This window comes from Burkholderia sp. NFPP32, assembly GCF_900119325.1.
GTDB lineage: Bacteria > Pseudomonadota > Gammaproteobacteria > Burkholderiales > Burkholderiaceae > Burkholderia > Burkholderia pyrrocinia_C.
On record NZ_FPJP01000004.1, the window covers coordinates 145,894 to 161,659 of the forward strand.

Annotated in this window: 16 protein-coding genes; 6 read left to right on the plus strand and 10 right to left on the minus strand. The window is 69.7% G+C overall.

Annotated features, from left to right (window positions below):
* Positions 1–7: 7 nt before the first annotated feature.
* Together BT264_RS09995 and BT264_RS10000 are read right to left on the minus strand one after the other, a co-directional pair.
* On the minus strand, positions 8–937 hold the full coding sequence (locus BT264_RS09995; protein WP_072437318.1) for an ABC transporter ATP-binding protein: 930 nt from the start codon (positions 935–937) through the stop codon (positions 8–10).
* A complete protein-coding gene (locus BT264_RS10000; RefSeq protein ID WP_072437319.1) occupies positions 934–2,058 on the minus strand; it encodes an MlaE family ABC transporter permease in 1,125 nt (374 codons plus the stop codon). Before BT264_RS10000 ends, BT264_RS09995 begins: the two co-directional genes overlap by 4 nt.
* 277 nt (positions 2,059–2,335) lie before the next feature.
* Between BT264_RS10000 and BT264_RS10005 the strand changes: the two genes are divergently transcribed.
* Both BT264_RS10005 and BT264_RS10010 read left to right on the plus strand, forming a co-directional pair.
* Positions 2,336–4,399: a bifunctional 2',3'-cyclic-nucleotide 2'-phosphodiesterase/3'-nucleotidase gene (locus BT264_RS10005; RefSeq protein WP_072437320.1), complete on the plus strand. Its 2,064-nt coding sequence runs from the start codon at positions 2,336–2,338 to the stop codon at positions 4,397–4,399.
* An 8-nt stretch (positions 4,400–4,407) separates the two neighbouring features.
* The gene (locus tag BT264_RS10010) at positions 4,408–5,253 is read left to right on the plus strand and encodes a tetratricopeptide repeat protein (protein ID WP_072437321.1); all 846 of its coding nucleotides are present in this window, start codon (positions 4,408–4,410) and stop codon (positions 5,251–5,253) included.
* Positions 5,254–5,294: 41 nt separating this feature from the next.
* Here BT264_RS10010 and BT264_RS10015 read toward each other — a convergent pair whose 3' ends face one another.
* Positions 5,295–5,804, minus strand: a complete 510-nt coding sequence (locus BT264_RS10015; protein WP_072437322.1) for a hypothetical protein — start codon at positions 5,802–5,804, stop codon at positions 5,295–5,297.
* Positions 5,805–5,833: 29 nt separating this feature from the next.
* The gene (locus BT264_RS10020; RefSeq protein WP_072437323.1) at positions 5,834–6,145 is read right to left on the minus strand and encodes a hypothetical protein; all 312 of its coding nucleotides are present in this window, start codon (positions 6,143–6,145) and stop codon (positions 5,834–5,836) included.
* A gap of 388 nt (positions 6,146–6,533) precedes the next feature.
* On the opposite strand from BT264_RS10020, the gene BT264_RS10025 reads away from it, so the two are divergent.
* The 3 genes from BT264_RS10025 (at position 6,534) to BT264_RS10035 (ending at position 8,731) form a co-directional block, all read left to right on the plus strand.
* Entirely contained in the window at positions 6,534–7,454 is a 921-nt protein-coding gene (locus BT264_RS10025) for a biotin--[acetyl-CoA-carboxylase] ligase (protein WP_072437324.1), read from the plus strand.
* Positions 7,451–8,239, plus strand: coding sequence for a type III pantothenate kinase (locus tag BT264_RS10030; RefSeq protein WP_072437325.1), 789 nt, complete (start codon positions 7,451–7,453; stop codon positions 8,237–8,239). Before BT264_RS10025 ends, BT264_RS10030 begins: the two co-directional genes overlap by 4 nt.
* A 249-nt stretch (positions 8,240–8,488) precedes the next feature.
* Complete coding sequence (locus BT264_RS10035; protein ID WP_072437658.1) at positions 8,489–8,731, plus strand: hypothetical protein; 243 nt, start codon at positions 8,489–8,491, stop codon at positions 8,729–8,731.
* A gap of 16 nt (positions 8,732–8,747) precedes the next feature.
* Here the strand turns inward: BT264_RS10035 and rfaE2 are convergent, their stop codons facing one another.
* The 6 genes from rfaE2 to BT264_RS10065 all read right to left on the minus strand — a co-directional run bounded on the left by rfaE2 (position 8,748) and on the right by BT264_RS10065 (position 14,758).
* On the minus strand, positions 8,748–9,233 hold the full coding sequence (gene rfaE2, locus BT264_RS10040; protein WP_072437326.1) for a D-glycero-beta-D-manno-heptose 1-phosphate adenylyltransferase: 486 nt from the start codon (positions 9,231–9,233) through the stop codon (positions 8,748–8,750).
* 159 nt (positions 9,234–9,392) lie between these two features.
* Positions 9,393–10,271 (minus strand): ferritin family protein, encoded by an 879-nt coding sequence (locus BT264_RS10045; protein ID WP_072437327.1) that lies wholly within the window; start codon positions 10,269–10,271, stop codon positions 9,393–9,395.
* A gap of 476 nt (positions 10,272–10,747) precedes the next feature.
* Positions 10,748–11,974, minus strand: coding sequence for a patatin-like phospholipase family protein (locus tag BT264_RS10050; protein ID WP_072437328.1), 1,227 nt, complete (start codon positions 11,972–11,974; stop codon positions 10,748–10,750).
* Between the two features lie 24 nt (positions 11,975–11,998).
* Positions 11,999–12,733, minus strand: a complete 735-nt coding sequence (locus BT264_RS10055) for a PhaM family polyhydroxyalkanoate granule multifunctional regulatory protein (protein WP_072437329.1) — start codon at positions 12,731–12,733, stop codon at positions 11,999–12,001.
* Positions 12,734–12,813: 80 nt separating this feature from the next.
* Entirely contained in the window at positions 12,814–13,641 is an 828-nt protein-coding gene (locus BT264_RS10060) for an enoyl-CoA hydratase/isomerase family protein (protein ID WP_072437330.1), read from the minus strand.
* Positions 13,642–13,765: 124 nt separating this feature from the next.
* Positions 13,766–14,758 (minus strand): fumarylacetoacetate hydrolase family protein, encoded by a 993-nt coding sequence (locus tag BT264_RS10065; RefSeq protein ID WP_072437331.1) that lies wholly within the window; start codon positions 14,756–14,758, stop codon positions 13,766–13,768.
* Positions 14,759–14,887: 129 nt separating this feature from the next.
* Between BT264_RS10065 and BT264_RS10070 the strand changes: the two genes are divergently transcribed.
* Positions 14,888–15,754, plus strand: a complete 867-nt coding sequence (locus BT264_RS10070) for an IclR family transcriptional regulator (protein WP_034179164.1) — start codon at positions 14,888–14,890, stop codon at positions 15,752–15,754.
* Positions 15,755–15,766 lie beyond the last annotated feature (12 nt).

A 15,766-nucleotide genomic window follows, 5' to 3' on the forward strand; every position in this document is an offset into this window, starting at 1 on the left:
GCCTTGCCTACAGCTCGACGCTCGACAGCGCCGGTTCGAGGGCCGCCTTCGGCAGCTTCGCGCGCCGCTCGGGCGGCAGCGCCTGCAATGCGCGGCGCCCGCGCAGCCCCAGGAAATATTCGTGGATGAACGGATGGTCGACGTTCGCGACCTCCTCGACCGGCGCGGCGACCAGCACCTTGCGGTCGGCCAGCACCGCGACGCGCGTCGACAGCGCGACCATCGTGTCGAGATCGTGCGTGATCATCACGACGGTCAGCCCGAGCGTGCGGTGCAGCGTCGCGATCAGCTCGACGAACTCGTCGGACGCCTGCGGATCGAGGCCGGCCGTCGGCTCGTCGAGGAACAGCAGCTCGGGCTCGAGCGCGATCGCGCGCGCGATGCCGACCCGCTTCACCATCCCGCCCGACAGCGCGGCCGGCATCTTCGACGCGTGCTTGCACGGCAGCCCGACCATCTCGAGCTTCAGCATCACGATGTCGTGCAGCAGGTCCGGCGGCACGCGGCCGAGCTCTCGCAGCGGCTGCGCGACGTTATCGAACACCGTCATCGACGAGAACAGCGCGCCCTGCTGGAACAGCATCCCCGAGCGCGTGCGCATCATCCGCGCGCTCGCGTCGTCGATCGTCGCGGTATCCTCGCCGAACACCTTGATCGTGCCCGACGTCGGTCGCTCGAGGCCGAGGATCTGGCGCACGAGCGTCGTTTTGCCGGAGCCCGAGCCGCCGACGACCGACACGATCTCGCCGCGCCGCACGTCGAAGTCGAGCTTCTGGTGAATGATGTTGCGCCCGTAGCGCTTGGTCAGGTTGCGCACCTCGATCACGAGGTCGCCGGCATCTACCGCTGCGGCCGGCGGCGTGCCGACAGATGCGACGCCGACTGCCGCGGCATGAGCCGGCGCGGCACCGGCCGCCGATTCGTTCGATGCGTTCATCCGAGCCCCACGTTCTGGAACAGGATCGCGAACACCGCGTCGGCGAGGATCACGACCGTGATCGACGACACGACCGACGTGGTCGTCCCTTCGCCGAGGCTCTGCGAGTTCGCCTTGATCCGGAAGCCGAAATGGCAGGCGACCAGCGCGATCAGCATGCCGAACACCACGCCCTTGCCGACGCCGATGTACAGGTTCGCGATCGGCACGACGCCCGGCAGCGAGCGCACGAAATAGTTGACGTCGATCCCGAGCACGAGCTTCGCGGCGAGCGCGCCGCCCGTCAGCGCGATGATGTTGGTCCACATCACGAGCAGCGGCATCGCGACGCCGAGTGCAAGCACGCGCGGCAGGACCAGCCGCAGCCCGTGCGGGATGCCCATCACGCGCATCGCATCGAGCTCCTCGGTCACGCGCATCACGCCGATCTGCGCGGTGATCGCCGAGCCCGAGCGGCCCGCGACGAGGATCGCCGACAGCACGGGGCCGAGCTCGCGGATCACCGACAGCCCGAGAATGTTCACGATGTAGCGGTTCGCGCCGAACATCTGCAGCTGCTGCGCGGACAGGTAGCTGAGCACGATGCCGATCAGGAACGCGACGAGCGCGGTGATCGGCAGCGCCTGTGCGCCGGCGCTGTAGATGTTCGCCGAGGTTTCCTTCCACGGCATGGTCTGCGGACGGCGCAGCACCGACAGCGCGTCGAGGATCACGAGGCCGAACATCGCGATGCCGCCCTGCAGGTGTTCGCCGAACGTGAAGATCGCCTGGCCGAGCCGCGTGACGGGATCGACGCGCACGACGCGCTCGGGCGCCTCGCGCCCGCTGTCGAGCCGCTCGATGCGCTCGAAGATCGTGCGCTGCGTGTCGCTCAGCGCGACGCCGGCCGGCAGCTTGCGGCCCCACACGCGCCACAGCGCCTGGCCGCCGACGTGGTCGAGCCGCTCGATGCCGGACAGATCCCATTCGCTCACGCGCCCGGACCCGATGCTCGCGACGCGGCGCGCGACCGCGCCGCGATTGCGCGCAAGCGCGATGGCGGTCCACTGGCCGGTCAGGCGCACCGTCTGGCCCTGGCTGCCGGCGTCGACCGACAGGCCGGGAGGAGTCTCGAAGTCCAAGGGCAGGTTGTTTGCAAAAGGATGACAGCGGCCATTGTAGCGAACCACCCGGCACAGCGACGTGAGGATGTCGGTGGGGGCGCCCAGCCGAGAGCGCCCGGCCCGGGCCTGCCCGGAGGCCGCCGCACATCGCGGCCCGCTGCCGGCGTCATCGCCTTTCATTCTTCCGTCACGTTTCCTTTCGATACTCTCACGCGCCGCACCTCAGGCCGTCGGCGCCCCGCGCCGCCATTTCGTTGCGCACCTCGCCATAACAGAACACTAAACAGGACAACCGATGCGTTTCCCCCCGCTTTCCCGCCGCCGCGTACCGGCCGCCGCCGCGCTCGCCGGCCTGGCCTTTGCCCTCGCCGGCTGCGGCGGCGACGACGTCACCGCCCCGCCACCGTCGCAGGCCCAGGCGCCCGTCGGCACGACGGCCACGCTCGCGCTGCTCGAGACGACCGACCTGCACACCAACGTGTTGTCGTATGACTATTTCAAGCTCGCCGCCGACAATTCGCTCGGCTTCGAGCGGGTGTCGACGCTGATCGCGCAGGCGCGCGCGCAGTACCCGAACACGCTGCTGCTCGACAACGGCGACACGATCCAGGGCACCGCGCTGTCGGACTACCAGGCGCTCGTGAAGCCGATCGGCTGCGACCAGACGCTGGCGATCTACAAGGTGATGAACGCCGCGAAATTCGACGGCGGCGGGATCGGCAACCACGAGTTCAACTACGGGCTGCCGTACCTGTCGCAGGTGACCGGCAACACGTTCGAGGTCGACGGGCTGCCGGCTCCGGCCCAGCAGAAGAAGTGCGCGGGCCCGAACTTCCCGCAGGTGCTCGCGAACGTGATCAGCGCGAAGACCAACGCACCGCTGTTCACGCCGTACACGATCCTGACCCGCACGGTGACGGCGACGACACCGGACGGCAAGACGGTCAGCGCGCCTGTGAAGGTCGGCATCATCGGCTTCACGCCGCCCGCGATCATGAGCTGGGACAAGCGCTGGCTCGACGGCAAGGTCTACACGACCGGCCTGAAGGAAGCCGCCGAGAAGTACATTCCCGAGATGCGCGCGAAGGGCGCCGATCTCGTCGTCGCGATCTCGCACGGCGGCCTCGACAATTCCGCGTATTCGCCGACGATGGAAAACGGCAGCTGGTGGCTGTCGACCGTCTCCGGCATCGACGCGATGCTGATCGGCCACTCGCACCAGGTGTTCCCGGACGCGAACAGCACCGTGTCGCAGTTCAACCTGCCGGGCGTCGACAAGGTCAAGGGCACCGTCAACGGCGTGCCGACCGTGATGGCCAACTACTGGGGCAAGCACCTCGGCGTGATCAAGCTCGGCCTGAAGTTCGACGGCAAGACGTGGAGCGTCGACAAGTCGCAGACGACCGTCGAGGCGCGGCCGATCCAGAACGCCGACAAGACCTACGTCGCGGCCGACCCGTCGGTATCCGCGGCGATCGCGGCCGAGCACCAGGCGACGATCGACTACGTGAAAACGCCGATCGGCTCGACCGACTACCGGATGAACTCGTACTTCGCGGATGTCGGCGATCCGGGCGCGATCCAGATCGTCAACGAGGCGCAGGCCGACTACGTGAGGACCTACGTGCAGGCGAACCTGCCGCAGTACGCGTCGCTGCCGGTGCTGTCGGTCAGCGCGCCGTTCAAGAGCGGCTTCGGCGGCGGCAGCGACTATACCGACGTCGCGCCGGGCGCGCTCGCGATCAACAACGCGGCCGACCTGTACCTGTATCCGAACACCGTGTACGCGGTGAAGGTGAGCGGCGCCGACGTGAAGAACTGGCTCGAGACCGCCGCGAAGCGCTTCAACCGGATCGACCCGACGCAAGCGACCGTGCAGAAGCTCGTCAGCAGCTTCCCCGGCTACAACTTCGACATGTTCACGTCCGCCGATCTGTCGTACGAGATCGACGTCACCCAGCCGCTCGGCAGCCGGATCAGGAACCTGACGTACAAGGGCGCGCCGATCGACCCGAACGCGCAGTTCATCGTCGCGACCAACAACTACCGCGCGAGCGGCGGCGGCAACTTCCCGGGCCTCGACGGCAGCAAGACGATCTTCGCGTCGCCAGACGCGAACCGCGACGTGCTGATCTCGTTCATCAAGAAGCGCGGCGCGATCACGCGCACGGCCGATGGCGCGCAGCGCAGCTGGCGCTTCACGAAGCTCGCGAGCTCGGTCGCGCACGTGCAGTTCGCGTCCGCGCCGAACCGCCTCGGCGATGCCGCCGCCGCCGGCCTGGCCGGCATCACGCAGGTCGCGGCCGACGACGGTTCGGGCAAGAACCTCGCCACCTACGAGATCGACCTCACGCAATGAGACACGCGATGCAACCGATCCGGACGATGCGGCCGGCCGAAACCGGCTTCGCCGCCGCCGCGCGGCGCCTGCTGCGCGCGAAACTCCCGCCGGCCGCCCTGCTCGCGGCGGCGGCCGTGACCGTCGCGGCCGTGGTAGCCGCGACCGGCTTGCGCGGCGCCGGCCCCGCACCGAGCGCCGCGCAGCTCGACGAGTGGCAGGCGATGGTCACGCAGGCCACCGAGCCGCACGCGCTCGCGCAGTTGCGCACGCTCGCGCGCCGCGGGTCGGGCGCCGCGCAGACGGCGCTCGGCATCGCGCTCGTCGACGCGCGCGAACCGGGGCTGCGCGACGAGGGGCGCGGCTGGCTGGAAACCGCCGCGCAGGCGAACGGCAAGGCTGACGCACCGGCTGCGCGGCGCGCGCAACTCGCGCTCGGCAAGGCACTGCTGCTCGGCAGCGGCGACATCCCGAAGGACTACGCACGCGCCCGCGCGCTGCTCGGCGAAGCGGCCGAACAGGGCGACCCGGCCGCCGCGTATTACCTCGGGCTGATCTATCGCAGCGGCTACGGCATCGCCGCCGATCCGGTGCAGGCCGCGCACTGGTTCGACGTCGCGTCGCGCGCGGACATCCCGGCCGCGGACTTCATGCTCGCGAACGCGTACCGCGACGGCAGCGGCGTGCCGCGCGACGACGCGCGCGCGCTCGCGCTGTATCGCCGGGCCGCCGAACACGAGTTGCCGGAAGCCGTGCAGACGCTCGCGATGGCCTATCGCAACGGCGAGCTGGGGCTACGGCCCGACGCGGACGAATTCCACGCGCAGTGGATCGAGACCGCGCATGCGCTGAAGCATCCGGTCGTCGCTCCGTGACGCGCCCCTGCCGCCTGGCCGGGCGCCGTCGCGGCATCCCGTCAGGCGGCACCGCTCTGCGCGGGTCGCTCCAGACGCATGTACGCGTCGGACACGATCAGTCCGAAGACGATGTGATCGAGCGCGCTCACCCACCCTCGCGCGTCGGCGAACCACGGGAACAACTGAGTCATGCCGTAGTAGTTGACGACGTACAGCAGCACGCCGAATACGCCCCCCGCCACGCTGGCCATCCCGACGCTCGAATCCAGGCTGAAACACGCGATGATCACGGCCAGAATCAGCGCAAATACGATCGACAACGCGAAGTGCACGCCCAGCGCCGCCAGCAGCGTCCCCACTTCGACCGTGATCGACGGCGCGAGCGCGTCGTCGCCGAAGTAGATGGCCGCGATCATGCGCAGCGGTGCCCACGCGTCGTGTCCGATGATTGCCGCCGCGACGACCTGGATGACCAGGAAAACCGCACCGGCCACGCACCCGCCGATCACGGCTGCTCGCCACACCGGAACGCGGCGCGCGTAATGGTGCGAATGCATGTGGAGTTGCATGGCCACCTCCTTGAAAACGGTCCGCCGCGTCAGTGCCGGTGCGTATGCGACATACCCGAGCGCACCGCCGACCATGCCGACGCGAGCGAGTCCATCAGCCGGCGACAGGCGCGCGTCATCGGGAGCCCGACGGCGTCGGAGATCCGGGGCGTCTTGCGGTGAAAGCGCTCGAACAGGCTGGACAGGCTCGAACACGAATGAAGCTTGTTCATCGCCATTTCCCTCGATGCGGCAACGACGAGGACGCGCTGGCGCACGCCGCGCGGGCTGTCGGAGCGGATATATCGAACGTAGTCGCGCCGGTCGTGAATATCAAGATGCAGGCTGGCGCCCGTGCGCAACGGTGCCGGGTTCTGCAGACGAAAGCGGTAACAGGCCCGTGGTCAAGCAGAACACCGACTGCAAGCGCTTGCGTGTCCGTGAAGCCGAGCCCGCAAACAAACAGCCGCGCCGGATGCGCGGCCATCGCCGTCGATATTTCTGCCGGTGCATGGTTGTGCCGCAAGTGTTCTCACAGCCGCCAGGCGAACAGGCGGGAATGAACTCGATCTCGATCCGGTTACGCTGGCTCGGAAGAATGAGCGAATCGTTGCGCCAGATCTTTGTATCGATGTTGATTCGGTCTCGCGAAATTCCAAGATTCTGAACTTGCGTGGCGCGACCATATCGGTACATACCTGTTCCCCGCTCCCCAACGCGCCCCCGCCCCCTGTCGCTACAATAGCCACCATGAACGCCCCCACCTCCTCCGACACGCCCGATTCCGGCGACGCGCACATCGCGCGCAACCGGCTCGACGCGCACCTGGACGCCGCGCCGCGTGCGTGGCCGCTCGACATCGTCGCCGCCACCGGCTCGACCAACGCCGACGTCGCGACGCGGCTCAAGGCGCTGCCGCGCAGCGCGAACGCATTGCCCGCGCCGCTCGTGCGCGTCGCGTTCGAGCAGACGGCCGGCCGCGGCCGGCAGGGCCGCCCGTGGTTCGCGCAGCCCGGCAACGCGCTGCTGTGCTCGGTCGGCTGCATCGTGCCGCGCGCCGTCGACGCGCTCGGCGGCCTCAGCATCGCGATCGGCGTCGCGCTCGCCGAAGGGCTGGCCACGCTGCCGCTCGACGCCCGCATGCGCGTCGCGCTCAAATGGCCGAACGACCTGCTGCTGATGGCCACCGACGACGGCACGCGGCGCATCGTCGGCAAGCTCGCCGGGATCCTGATCGAAACCGTGTGGACCACCGCCGGCGCGACCGCCGTCGTGATCGGCTTCGGCATCAACGTGCGCGGCGCGGAAGCCGTCGCCGCGCAGGTCGACGCGCTGCGCGCGCGCGACGCGACGCTCGCGAGCGGGCTGCCGCCTGCCGCGCTGTCGATCGCATGCGCATCGGCCAACCTCACCGATACGCTCGCCGCGTCGCTGAACGCGCTCACGCCCGCACTCGCGCAGTTCGGCGCCGACGGGCTCGCGCCGTTCCTGCCGCGCTGGCATGCACTGCACGCGTACGCGGGCCGCGAAGTCGTGCTGCTCGAACAGGGCGTCGAACGCGCACGCGGCATCGCGACCGGCATCGATGCGACCGGCCAGTTGCTGCTCGACACGCCGAACGGCGTGCAGGCGATCGCGGCCGGCGACGTGTCGCTGCGCGAAGCGCAATGAACGAGCCGTACCTGCTGATCGACGCCGGCAACAGCCGGATCAAGTGGGCGCTCGCCGATGCGCAGCGCACGCTTGTCCAGACCGGCGCGTTCGGCCACGCACGCGACGGCGGCGGCGATCCCGACTGGTCGAACCTGCCGCGTCCGCGCGGCGCATGGATCTCGAACGTCGCGGGCGCCGACGTGGCCGCACGAATCGACGCGCTGCTCGACGCGCGCTGGCCGGGCCTGCCGCGCACGACGATACGCTCGCGCTCCGCGCAATGCGGCGTGACGAACGGCTATACGACGCCCGAACAGCTCGGCAGCGACCGCTGGGCCGGCCTGATCGGCGCACATGCGGCCTTTCCGGGCGAGCACTTGCTGATCGCGACGTTCGGCACCGCGACGACGCTCGAGGCGCTGCGCGCGGACGGCCGCTTCACGGGCGGGCTGATCGCGCCGGGCTGGGCGCTGATGATGCGCGCGCTCGGCACGCACACCGCGCAGTTGCCGACGCTGACCACCGACATCGCGAGCGGGCTGCTCGCAGGTGCGCAGGCCGAGCCGTTTCAGGTCGATACACCGCGTTCGCTGTCGGCAGGCTGCCTGTACGCGCAGGCGGGGCTGATCGAACGCGCCTGGCGCGATCTCGCCGATGCATGGCAGGCACCCGTGCGGCTCGTGCTGGCAGGCGGCGCGGCGGACGAGGTCGCGCGCGCGCTGACGCTGCCGCATACGCGGCACGACGCGTTGATCCTGTCCGGGCTCGCGCTGATCGCCGAGGAAGCGGCCGCGCAGAATTGACGGAGTTGCGTCGGCTTCGCCGTCTCGCCGACGGTATCGGCGCATGTCGGTGCAGGATTTCGTCGCGGGAACGTTGGGGGAACGCGCCACTGCAAGCGGCCCGCCGCCCGCGAGGCAAAGGCCGCACACGGGTTGCCTGACTGTTGAGAACAGTCACGGAAACAACGAAAAAGCCGGCCATGCGGCCGGCCCGACTGAACGACTGAACGACTGAACGACTGAACGACTGAACGAAAAGGGGTGTCGACGATGCTGCGCTGGCTGATCGCTGTTCTCTTTCTCGCCAACATGCTCGCGTTCGTGGTGGCGCGCGGCGTGTTCGGGCCGCTGCCGGCAGCCGGCCCGCGCGAACCGGGCGTGCTGTCGCGGCAGGTGCAGCCCGATGCGCTGCGCGTGACGCCGCTGGCGCAGGCGGCCGACCAGCCCGTCGTCGGCGGCCCGATCGCGCCGCCGGCCGTCATGGCCGCGCCGCTTGCGGCATCCGCGCCCTGACAGCGCCGGGCCGCGCTCAGGACTGCTGCGCGCGGACCTTCTTCAGCAACGCGGTGGTCGAGCGGTCGTGCTCGAACGGAATCGCCAGCGCGCGGCCGCCCCAGCCGCGCACGAGCGCCGATTCCGGCAGCGCATCCATGTCGTAGTCGCCGCCCTTCACGAGGATGTCCGGACGGATGGCCTCGATCAGCGACACCGGCGTCTGTTCCTCGAACTTCACGACCCAGTCGACGCTTTCCAGCGCCGCGAGCAGCGCCGCGCGGTCATCCTCGCGGTTGATCGGCCGATCGTCGCCCTTGCCGAGCATGCGCACCGACGCATCGCAGTTCACGCCGACGATCAGGCACGCGCCGAGCGCTTTCGCGTCGGCGAGATACGTGACGTGGCCGCGATGCAGGATGTCGAATACGCCGTTGGTGAACACGACGGGCGACGGCAGCGACGCGCGCAGGGCAACCAGGGCATCACGGGTAATCAGCTTGCGTTCGAAGGTGGCGGACATGATGGAGATCGGACGAAATGAACGATGGGGCGCGCGGCGGCCCCGGCGGCAGCGCCAGATAAAAAGCCCGCCGGACCGGCCGGGCGGGCTTCATGCAACGGACGCGAAACGGCGCAATGCGGCCGGCGCGATTCACGCCGGCTGCGGCGCCTTGCGGCCTCAGGCCGGCTGCGCGGCCGACGACGGGCCGCTTTCGGCCTGCAGGCGGCTGGTGACTTCCTTGCGATAGCGGTTCAGCTCCTGCGCGGTCGCGAACGTGCGCTCGAACAGGATCGACAGGTTGTGCAGGATGCGCTCGACAACCTTCTTTTCCCACTCGCCGTCGAAACGGATCTGCTCGTCGAGCCAGCGCTCGAGCCATTCCGGATCCGGCAGGCGCGACTGCACGGTGTCGCGCGGGAACAGCGCCTGGTTCACGTGCAGGTTGGTCGGGTGCAGCGGCTTCTCGGTGCGGCGCGCCGACGCCATCAACACGCCGATCTTCGCGAACGCGGCACGCGCGACGTCGCCGCAGTTGTTCAGCGCCTTCTTCATGTAGCGCAGGTACGCGCCGCCGTGGCGCGCTTCATCGCGCGAGATCGTTTCGTAGATCTGCTTGATGACGGGCTCGGTGTGCCAGTCAGCCGCGCAGCGGTACCAGTGGTTCAGGCGGATCTCGCCGCAGAAGTGCAGCATCAGCGTCTCGAGCGGCGGCGCCGGATCGAACTGGAAGCGCACCGCGTGCAGCTCCTCTTCGGTCGGCACCATGTCCGGCTTGAAGCGGCGCAGGTATTCCATCAGCACGAGCGAATGCTTCTGCTCCTCGAAGAACCACACGCTCATGAACGCGGAAAAGTCGCTGTCGTGCTGGTTGTCGCGCAGGAACATTTCCGTTGCGGGCAGCGCCGACCATTCGGTGATCGCGTTCATCTTGATCGTCTTCGCCTGCTCGTCGGTGAGCAGCGAAGCGTCGAACTTGTCCCACGGAATGTCCTTCTCCATGTCCCAGCGGACGGCTTCGAGCGACCTGTAAAGTTCCGGATAAAGCATCGTGTTCATGATGGTCCCACCCCTGTTCTGCGCAATGCGACTTCTCTAAACGTGACTGTTGCCACAAAGGCGCGCCAAGCGCGCTTTTTGCAGCCAAGACTGTAATTTTACGCGTGAAACCGACCGACCGGACGCTGATTCCACGTCCGGCAGCCGGGCGGTCGCGCCGCCGCCGTTGGGCACGCCGCAGCCACGCTCCGTTCGAACGGAACCGGCCGCGCTTGCCTGAGTGGGGGGCCGGCGCTGGCCGGCTCGTTGGCGAGCCCGTCCCCTGCCCCCAGGCGGGTTCCCCGTAGGGTCCCGTGCGGATGCCGGATCGGCGGGCTGCTCGATGTGGTGTATACGGCGGCGGCCATGATATCACGCGTGTATGACGCTTCCGAGACGCCTGCCCGGTCGCGCGCCGCCAATCCCGGTGCGGCGATCGGTCGCGCCCGACCGTCGCGAAAACGCAACCTCGCGCAACCGCGCGCCATCTGCGTGCATCAGACCCGTATTTCGCCCGTCGCGAGCCCGTCTTCCGGCGGCGTGCCGGCTGCCGGCGCGCTGCTGCCGTCCGCCTGTGCGATCCAGCCGGCGAGCGTGTCGCGCTGCGCGCGCCCGTCGCCATAGCCGAGCTCGATCAGTTCGCGCGTGAACGCCTCCTCGAACAGCAGGTAGCTCGCGAACGACGCGCCGGCCGGCTGGCTGCCGCCGACCGCGCCGAGCAGCCCGCGCATCGCCGCCGGCATCTGCTTCAGGTGCTTCGCGGCGATCAGCTCGATACGCTCGGACGGCGCGATCGCCAGCACGTCGACGTGCCGCCAGCCGCTGTCGACCTCGACCTGGTGCGGCAGGTGCTCGATCATCCGGTTGATGTGCTCGATCCGCTCGATGTCCGAGCCGATCGAGTCGAGGAACACGCTCGCAAGCACCTGCTGGCCGATCTGCGCGAGCGACGGGTAGCCGCGCACGCGGCCGGCGCCGTTCGCGGCCGGAATCTCGGGCCGCGGGTCGGCCGCACCGACGACGACGATCCGGTGCGCGCCGAAGTGGATCGCCGGCGACAGCGGCGCGATCTGCCGGATCGAACCGTCGCCGAAGTACTCGATCTGCCCGTCGAGCACGAGCGGCACGGCCGGGAACACGAACGGAATCGCCGACGACGCGAGCAGGTGCGACGCCGACAGATCGACGAGCCGCGCGGTGCGCTGCGCGCGCCGCCACGCCTGGATCGGCTCGGCCGCCTGGTAGAACGTGAGGTGCCGGCCGCTCGAATAACTGAGCGCCGTCACCGCAAGCGCGTGCAGCAGCCGCGCCTCGAGCATCTGCTCGATCCGGTGGAAGCTCAGTTCGCGCTGCAGCAGGTGCGCGAGCGGCGTGTTGTCGAGCAGCCCGCGCGGCGAACGGCGGGCCGCCCAGCCGAACGTCATCGTCGCGAGCCAGCGCGCGCCGGCGGCCGCGATGCCGAGCCAGTCGGTGCGGTACACGTAGTCGGGGCGCAGGTGCTCCCAGAATTCGAGCAGGCGGCGCACGCCGTGGGAAAAGTCGTCCGCGTGGCTCGCGATCGACGTTGCGTTGATCGCGCCGGCCGACGAGCCGCACACGACCGCGAACGGCAGCGTGTGCCGGTCCGGATCGGCCTCGAGCGCGATCTCGGCCAGCGCCTTCAGCACGCCGACCTGGTAGGCGGCACGCGCGCCGCCTCCCATCAGAACGAGCGCGAGCCGCATGATCGACCTGCTACCGGCGCCGCGTCACGTCGAGCGCTTCGGCGGACGGGTTGCGGGCGACGAAGCGGCGGCCGCGCGCACCGCCGCCGAGCCGGCCGGCTTCGCGCGCTTCGCGGCGGGCTTGCGCGGCGCGGCGGCGGCCGGCGCCGGCTTCGCGGCCTGCTCCGGCGGGGCGGCAGCGTCCGGCGGCGCGGGCTGCATGCCCGGCTGCGCCATCGCGAGGCTCGCGAGCTGGTTGAACTGCGACTGCAGCAGGTTCCACCAGCCGGCCGGATCGAACGCCTGCTGCGCGGCATCGCCTTCCGGCGGCGCATCCGCGCCGTCCGCCGCCGGCGCTGCGTCGCCCGGCGGCGCCGACGCGGCTTTCGCCGCCTGCGCCGCCGCGACGGCCGCGTCCTCGGCCGCCGACATCGAGCTTTGCGCGAACGCGCCGAACGCCCGCAGCGTCGCGAGCGTCGCGCGCTGCACCTCGAGCGCCTGGATCGCGGACTGCAGCATCCCGAGATTGAGCTTCAGCCACTGCTCGACCGCGCGCAGATCGGTGATCCGCTTGTCGAGTTCCTCGACGCTCGTGAGCGGCGCCATCATGTCGGACATGCTCGACAGCGACGGCGGCAGCCCATGCGTGGCGCCCGGAAACGACGTCATCCCGCCGAACGGCGACATCCGCATCATGTCCCACATCCGGTCCATCATGTCGGCGGGCTGGAAGCCGGCAAAGCCGGCGAAAGGGTTGGAGCCGGAGGCATCGGTCGTCATACGGGCATCCTGGTTAGACTGGGGGAGCGAGGCGGCCGCCATGCGTCGCGCAGCCGCGCGTGATTCGATCATAGCGCGCGTCAGAACGGCGCGTCGCCGGGGAAGTCGGGCGGACGCCGCTCGCGCAGCGAGCGGATGCCCTCCTGCACGTCGGGCCCCGAGAAGCCCATGAATTCGAGCGCGAGCGACGCGTCGAAGGTCGGCCCGGCCGCGCGCAGCCAGTTGTTCAGCGCGTACTTGGTCCAGCGGATCGCCGACTGCGAGCCGTGCGCGAGCCGCTCGGCCACTTCGTACGCCTTCGGCAGCAGGTCGGCCGGCTCGACCGCGAGCGATACCAGCCCGATCCGCTCGGCCTCCGCGCCGCTCACGGGCTCGCACAGCAGCAGGTAGTACTTCGCCTTCGCCATCCCGCACAGCAGCGGCCACACGATCGCCGCGTGGTCGCCGGCCGCGACGCCGAGCCGCGTATGGCCGTCGATGATGCGCGCATCCTTCGCGGCGATCGAAATGTCGGCGAGCAGCCCGGCGACGAGCCCCGCGCCGACGGCCGGCCCGTGCATCGCCGACACGATCGGCTTGCTGCAGTTGATCACGTTGTAGACGAGGTCGCGCGCCTCGCGCCACACGCGGGCGCGCACGTCGAAGTCGTTCGCCATGTCCTCGACGAGCGCGAGATCGCCGCCCGCCGAAAAACCCTTGCCTTCGCCGCGGATCACCGCGACGCGCGTGTCGGGATCGCGGTCGACGTCGCGCCAGATGTCGGCGAGCTCGCGATGCATGCGCGCGTTCGCGGTCGCGAGGCCGCTACGGTTCGCACCCTCGCCGCTCATCACGATGTCGAGCACGCCATGGTCGCGGCGCGTCACCTTCAGTGCTTCGTAACCGCCGTATGCGGCGAGATCGGCCATGCGCCTGCTCCTTGCTCGAGGCTCTTGAATCGAGTGTAGCCAAGCCCGCGCGGGCAAACATCAGGCGAAACCCGGCGCGCGGGCCGGAGCCGGGTTTCGCGCGGGCGTTGCGTGCCCGCGTGACTTACGCCGCGCCGTCGGGCGGTGCGACCGACTGCTCGATCGCGCCGAAGATCGACTTGCCGGCCGCGTCGAACATCTCGATGCGCACGGTGTCGCCGTAGCGCATGAATTCGGTCTGCGGCGCGCCCTGCTCGATCGTCTCGAGGCAGCGCTTCTCGGCGATGCAGCAGTAGCCGCGCTTCGCATCCTTGTTCGACACCGTGCCCGAACCGACGATCGAGCCGGCGCGCAGGTTGCGCGTCTTCGCCGCGTGCGCGACCAGCTGGCCGAAGTGGAACACCATGTCGGTGCCCGCATCGGGCTGGCCGACCTTCCTGCCGTTCCAGTGGACGATCATCGGCCGGTGCACGCGGCCTTCGCGCCATTCGTCGCCGAGCTCGTCGGGCGTCACGGCGACCGGCGCGAACGCGGTGGCCGGCTTGCTCTGGAAGAAGCCGAAGCCCTTCGCGAGCTCGGCCGGAATCAGGTTGCGCAGCGACACGTCGTTCACGAGCGTGACGAGCCGCACGGCCTTCAGCGCGTCGTCGGGCGATGCGCTCATCGGCACGTCGCCGGTGATCACCGCGACTTCCGCCTCGAAATCGATGCCCCATTCCTCGGACGGGCACACGACGTCGTCGCGGGGCCCCAGGAAATCGTCGCTGCCGCCCTGGTACATCAGCGGATCGGTCCAGAACTCGGGCGGCATCTCTGCGCCGCGCGCGCGGCGCACGAGCTCGACGTGGTTCACGTACGCGGAGCCGTCGGCCCACTGGAACGCGCGCGGCAGCGGCGCCATGCAGCTGGCCGGATCGAACGAGAACGCGTTGCGCGCGCGGCCGTGGTTCAGCGCGTCGTACAGGTCGCGCAGCTGCGGCGCGTAGAACGCCCAGTCGTCGAGGACGCGCTGCAGCGTCGGCGCGATCGCGTCGGCGATCGCCGCGGTGTGCAGGTCGCGCGACACGACGATCAGCTGGCCGTCGCGCGTGCCGTCCTTCAGCGAAGCAAGTTTCATAAGGGGAATCTGCCGTTGTAGTGACGATGGAGGGAATCTATTTTACGATGGTGAATCCATGCGGCGCGCCACGATCGCGCACGCCGTTTTCGCCCCGATCCTTGCCGCATTTTCGCGCACCCGCTGCCCATGCCCGCCAGCCCGCTTCCCGACGACGATCTCGCCGACTCCGACACCGACGACGCCGCTTCCGGCGAGCACGGCGAGAAGGTCCGTTCCGGCATCCAGTCGATCGAGGTCGGCTTCCGCCTGCTCGACGTGCTGACGAGCGAGCCGCGCGCGATGATGCTGCGCGACCTCGCACAGCGCGCGGGCATGAGTCCTGCGAAGGCGCACCGCTACCTGGTCAGCTTTTCGCGGCTCGGCGTCGTGTCGCAGGACCCCGTGTCGGGCCGCTACGAGCTCGGCGGCTTCGCGCTGCAGATGGGGCTCGCGCGGCTCGCGCGCGTCGACGGCGTGAAGCTCGCGCGGATCGCGCTGACCGAATTCCGCGACCGCCTCGACCAGACGGTCGGCATCGCGGTGTGGGGCAACCAGGGGCCGACGATCGTGCACTGGATGGAATCGAGCCATCCGGCGAAGGCGTCGCTGAAGCTCGGCGACGTGATGCCGCTGCTCGGTTCCGCGACCGGGCTGCTGTTCGCCGCATACCTGCCGCGCAGCAAGACCGCCGCGATGCTCGAGCGCGAACTCGCCGATACGCGCCGCTCGCCGCATCACGGCGGCCCGCGCACGCTCGACGAAGTCGACGCGGTGCTGGCCGACGTGCGCGAGCACGAGGCCGCGCGCGTCGAGGGGATGCTGCTGCCGACGATCCACGCGTTCTGCATGCCCGTGTTCGACGCGGTCGGCGAGCTCGCGCTCGCGATCGTCGCGCTCGGCCAGGAAGGCTCGTTCGATATCGCGTGGGGCGGCGAGATCGACACCGCGCTGCGCGCGTGCGCGCGGAAACTGTCTTACGAACTCGGCTATAGTCCCGACGCGCGCGACGCCTGACGCGCGCGATAC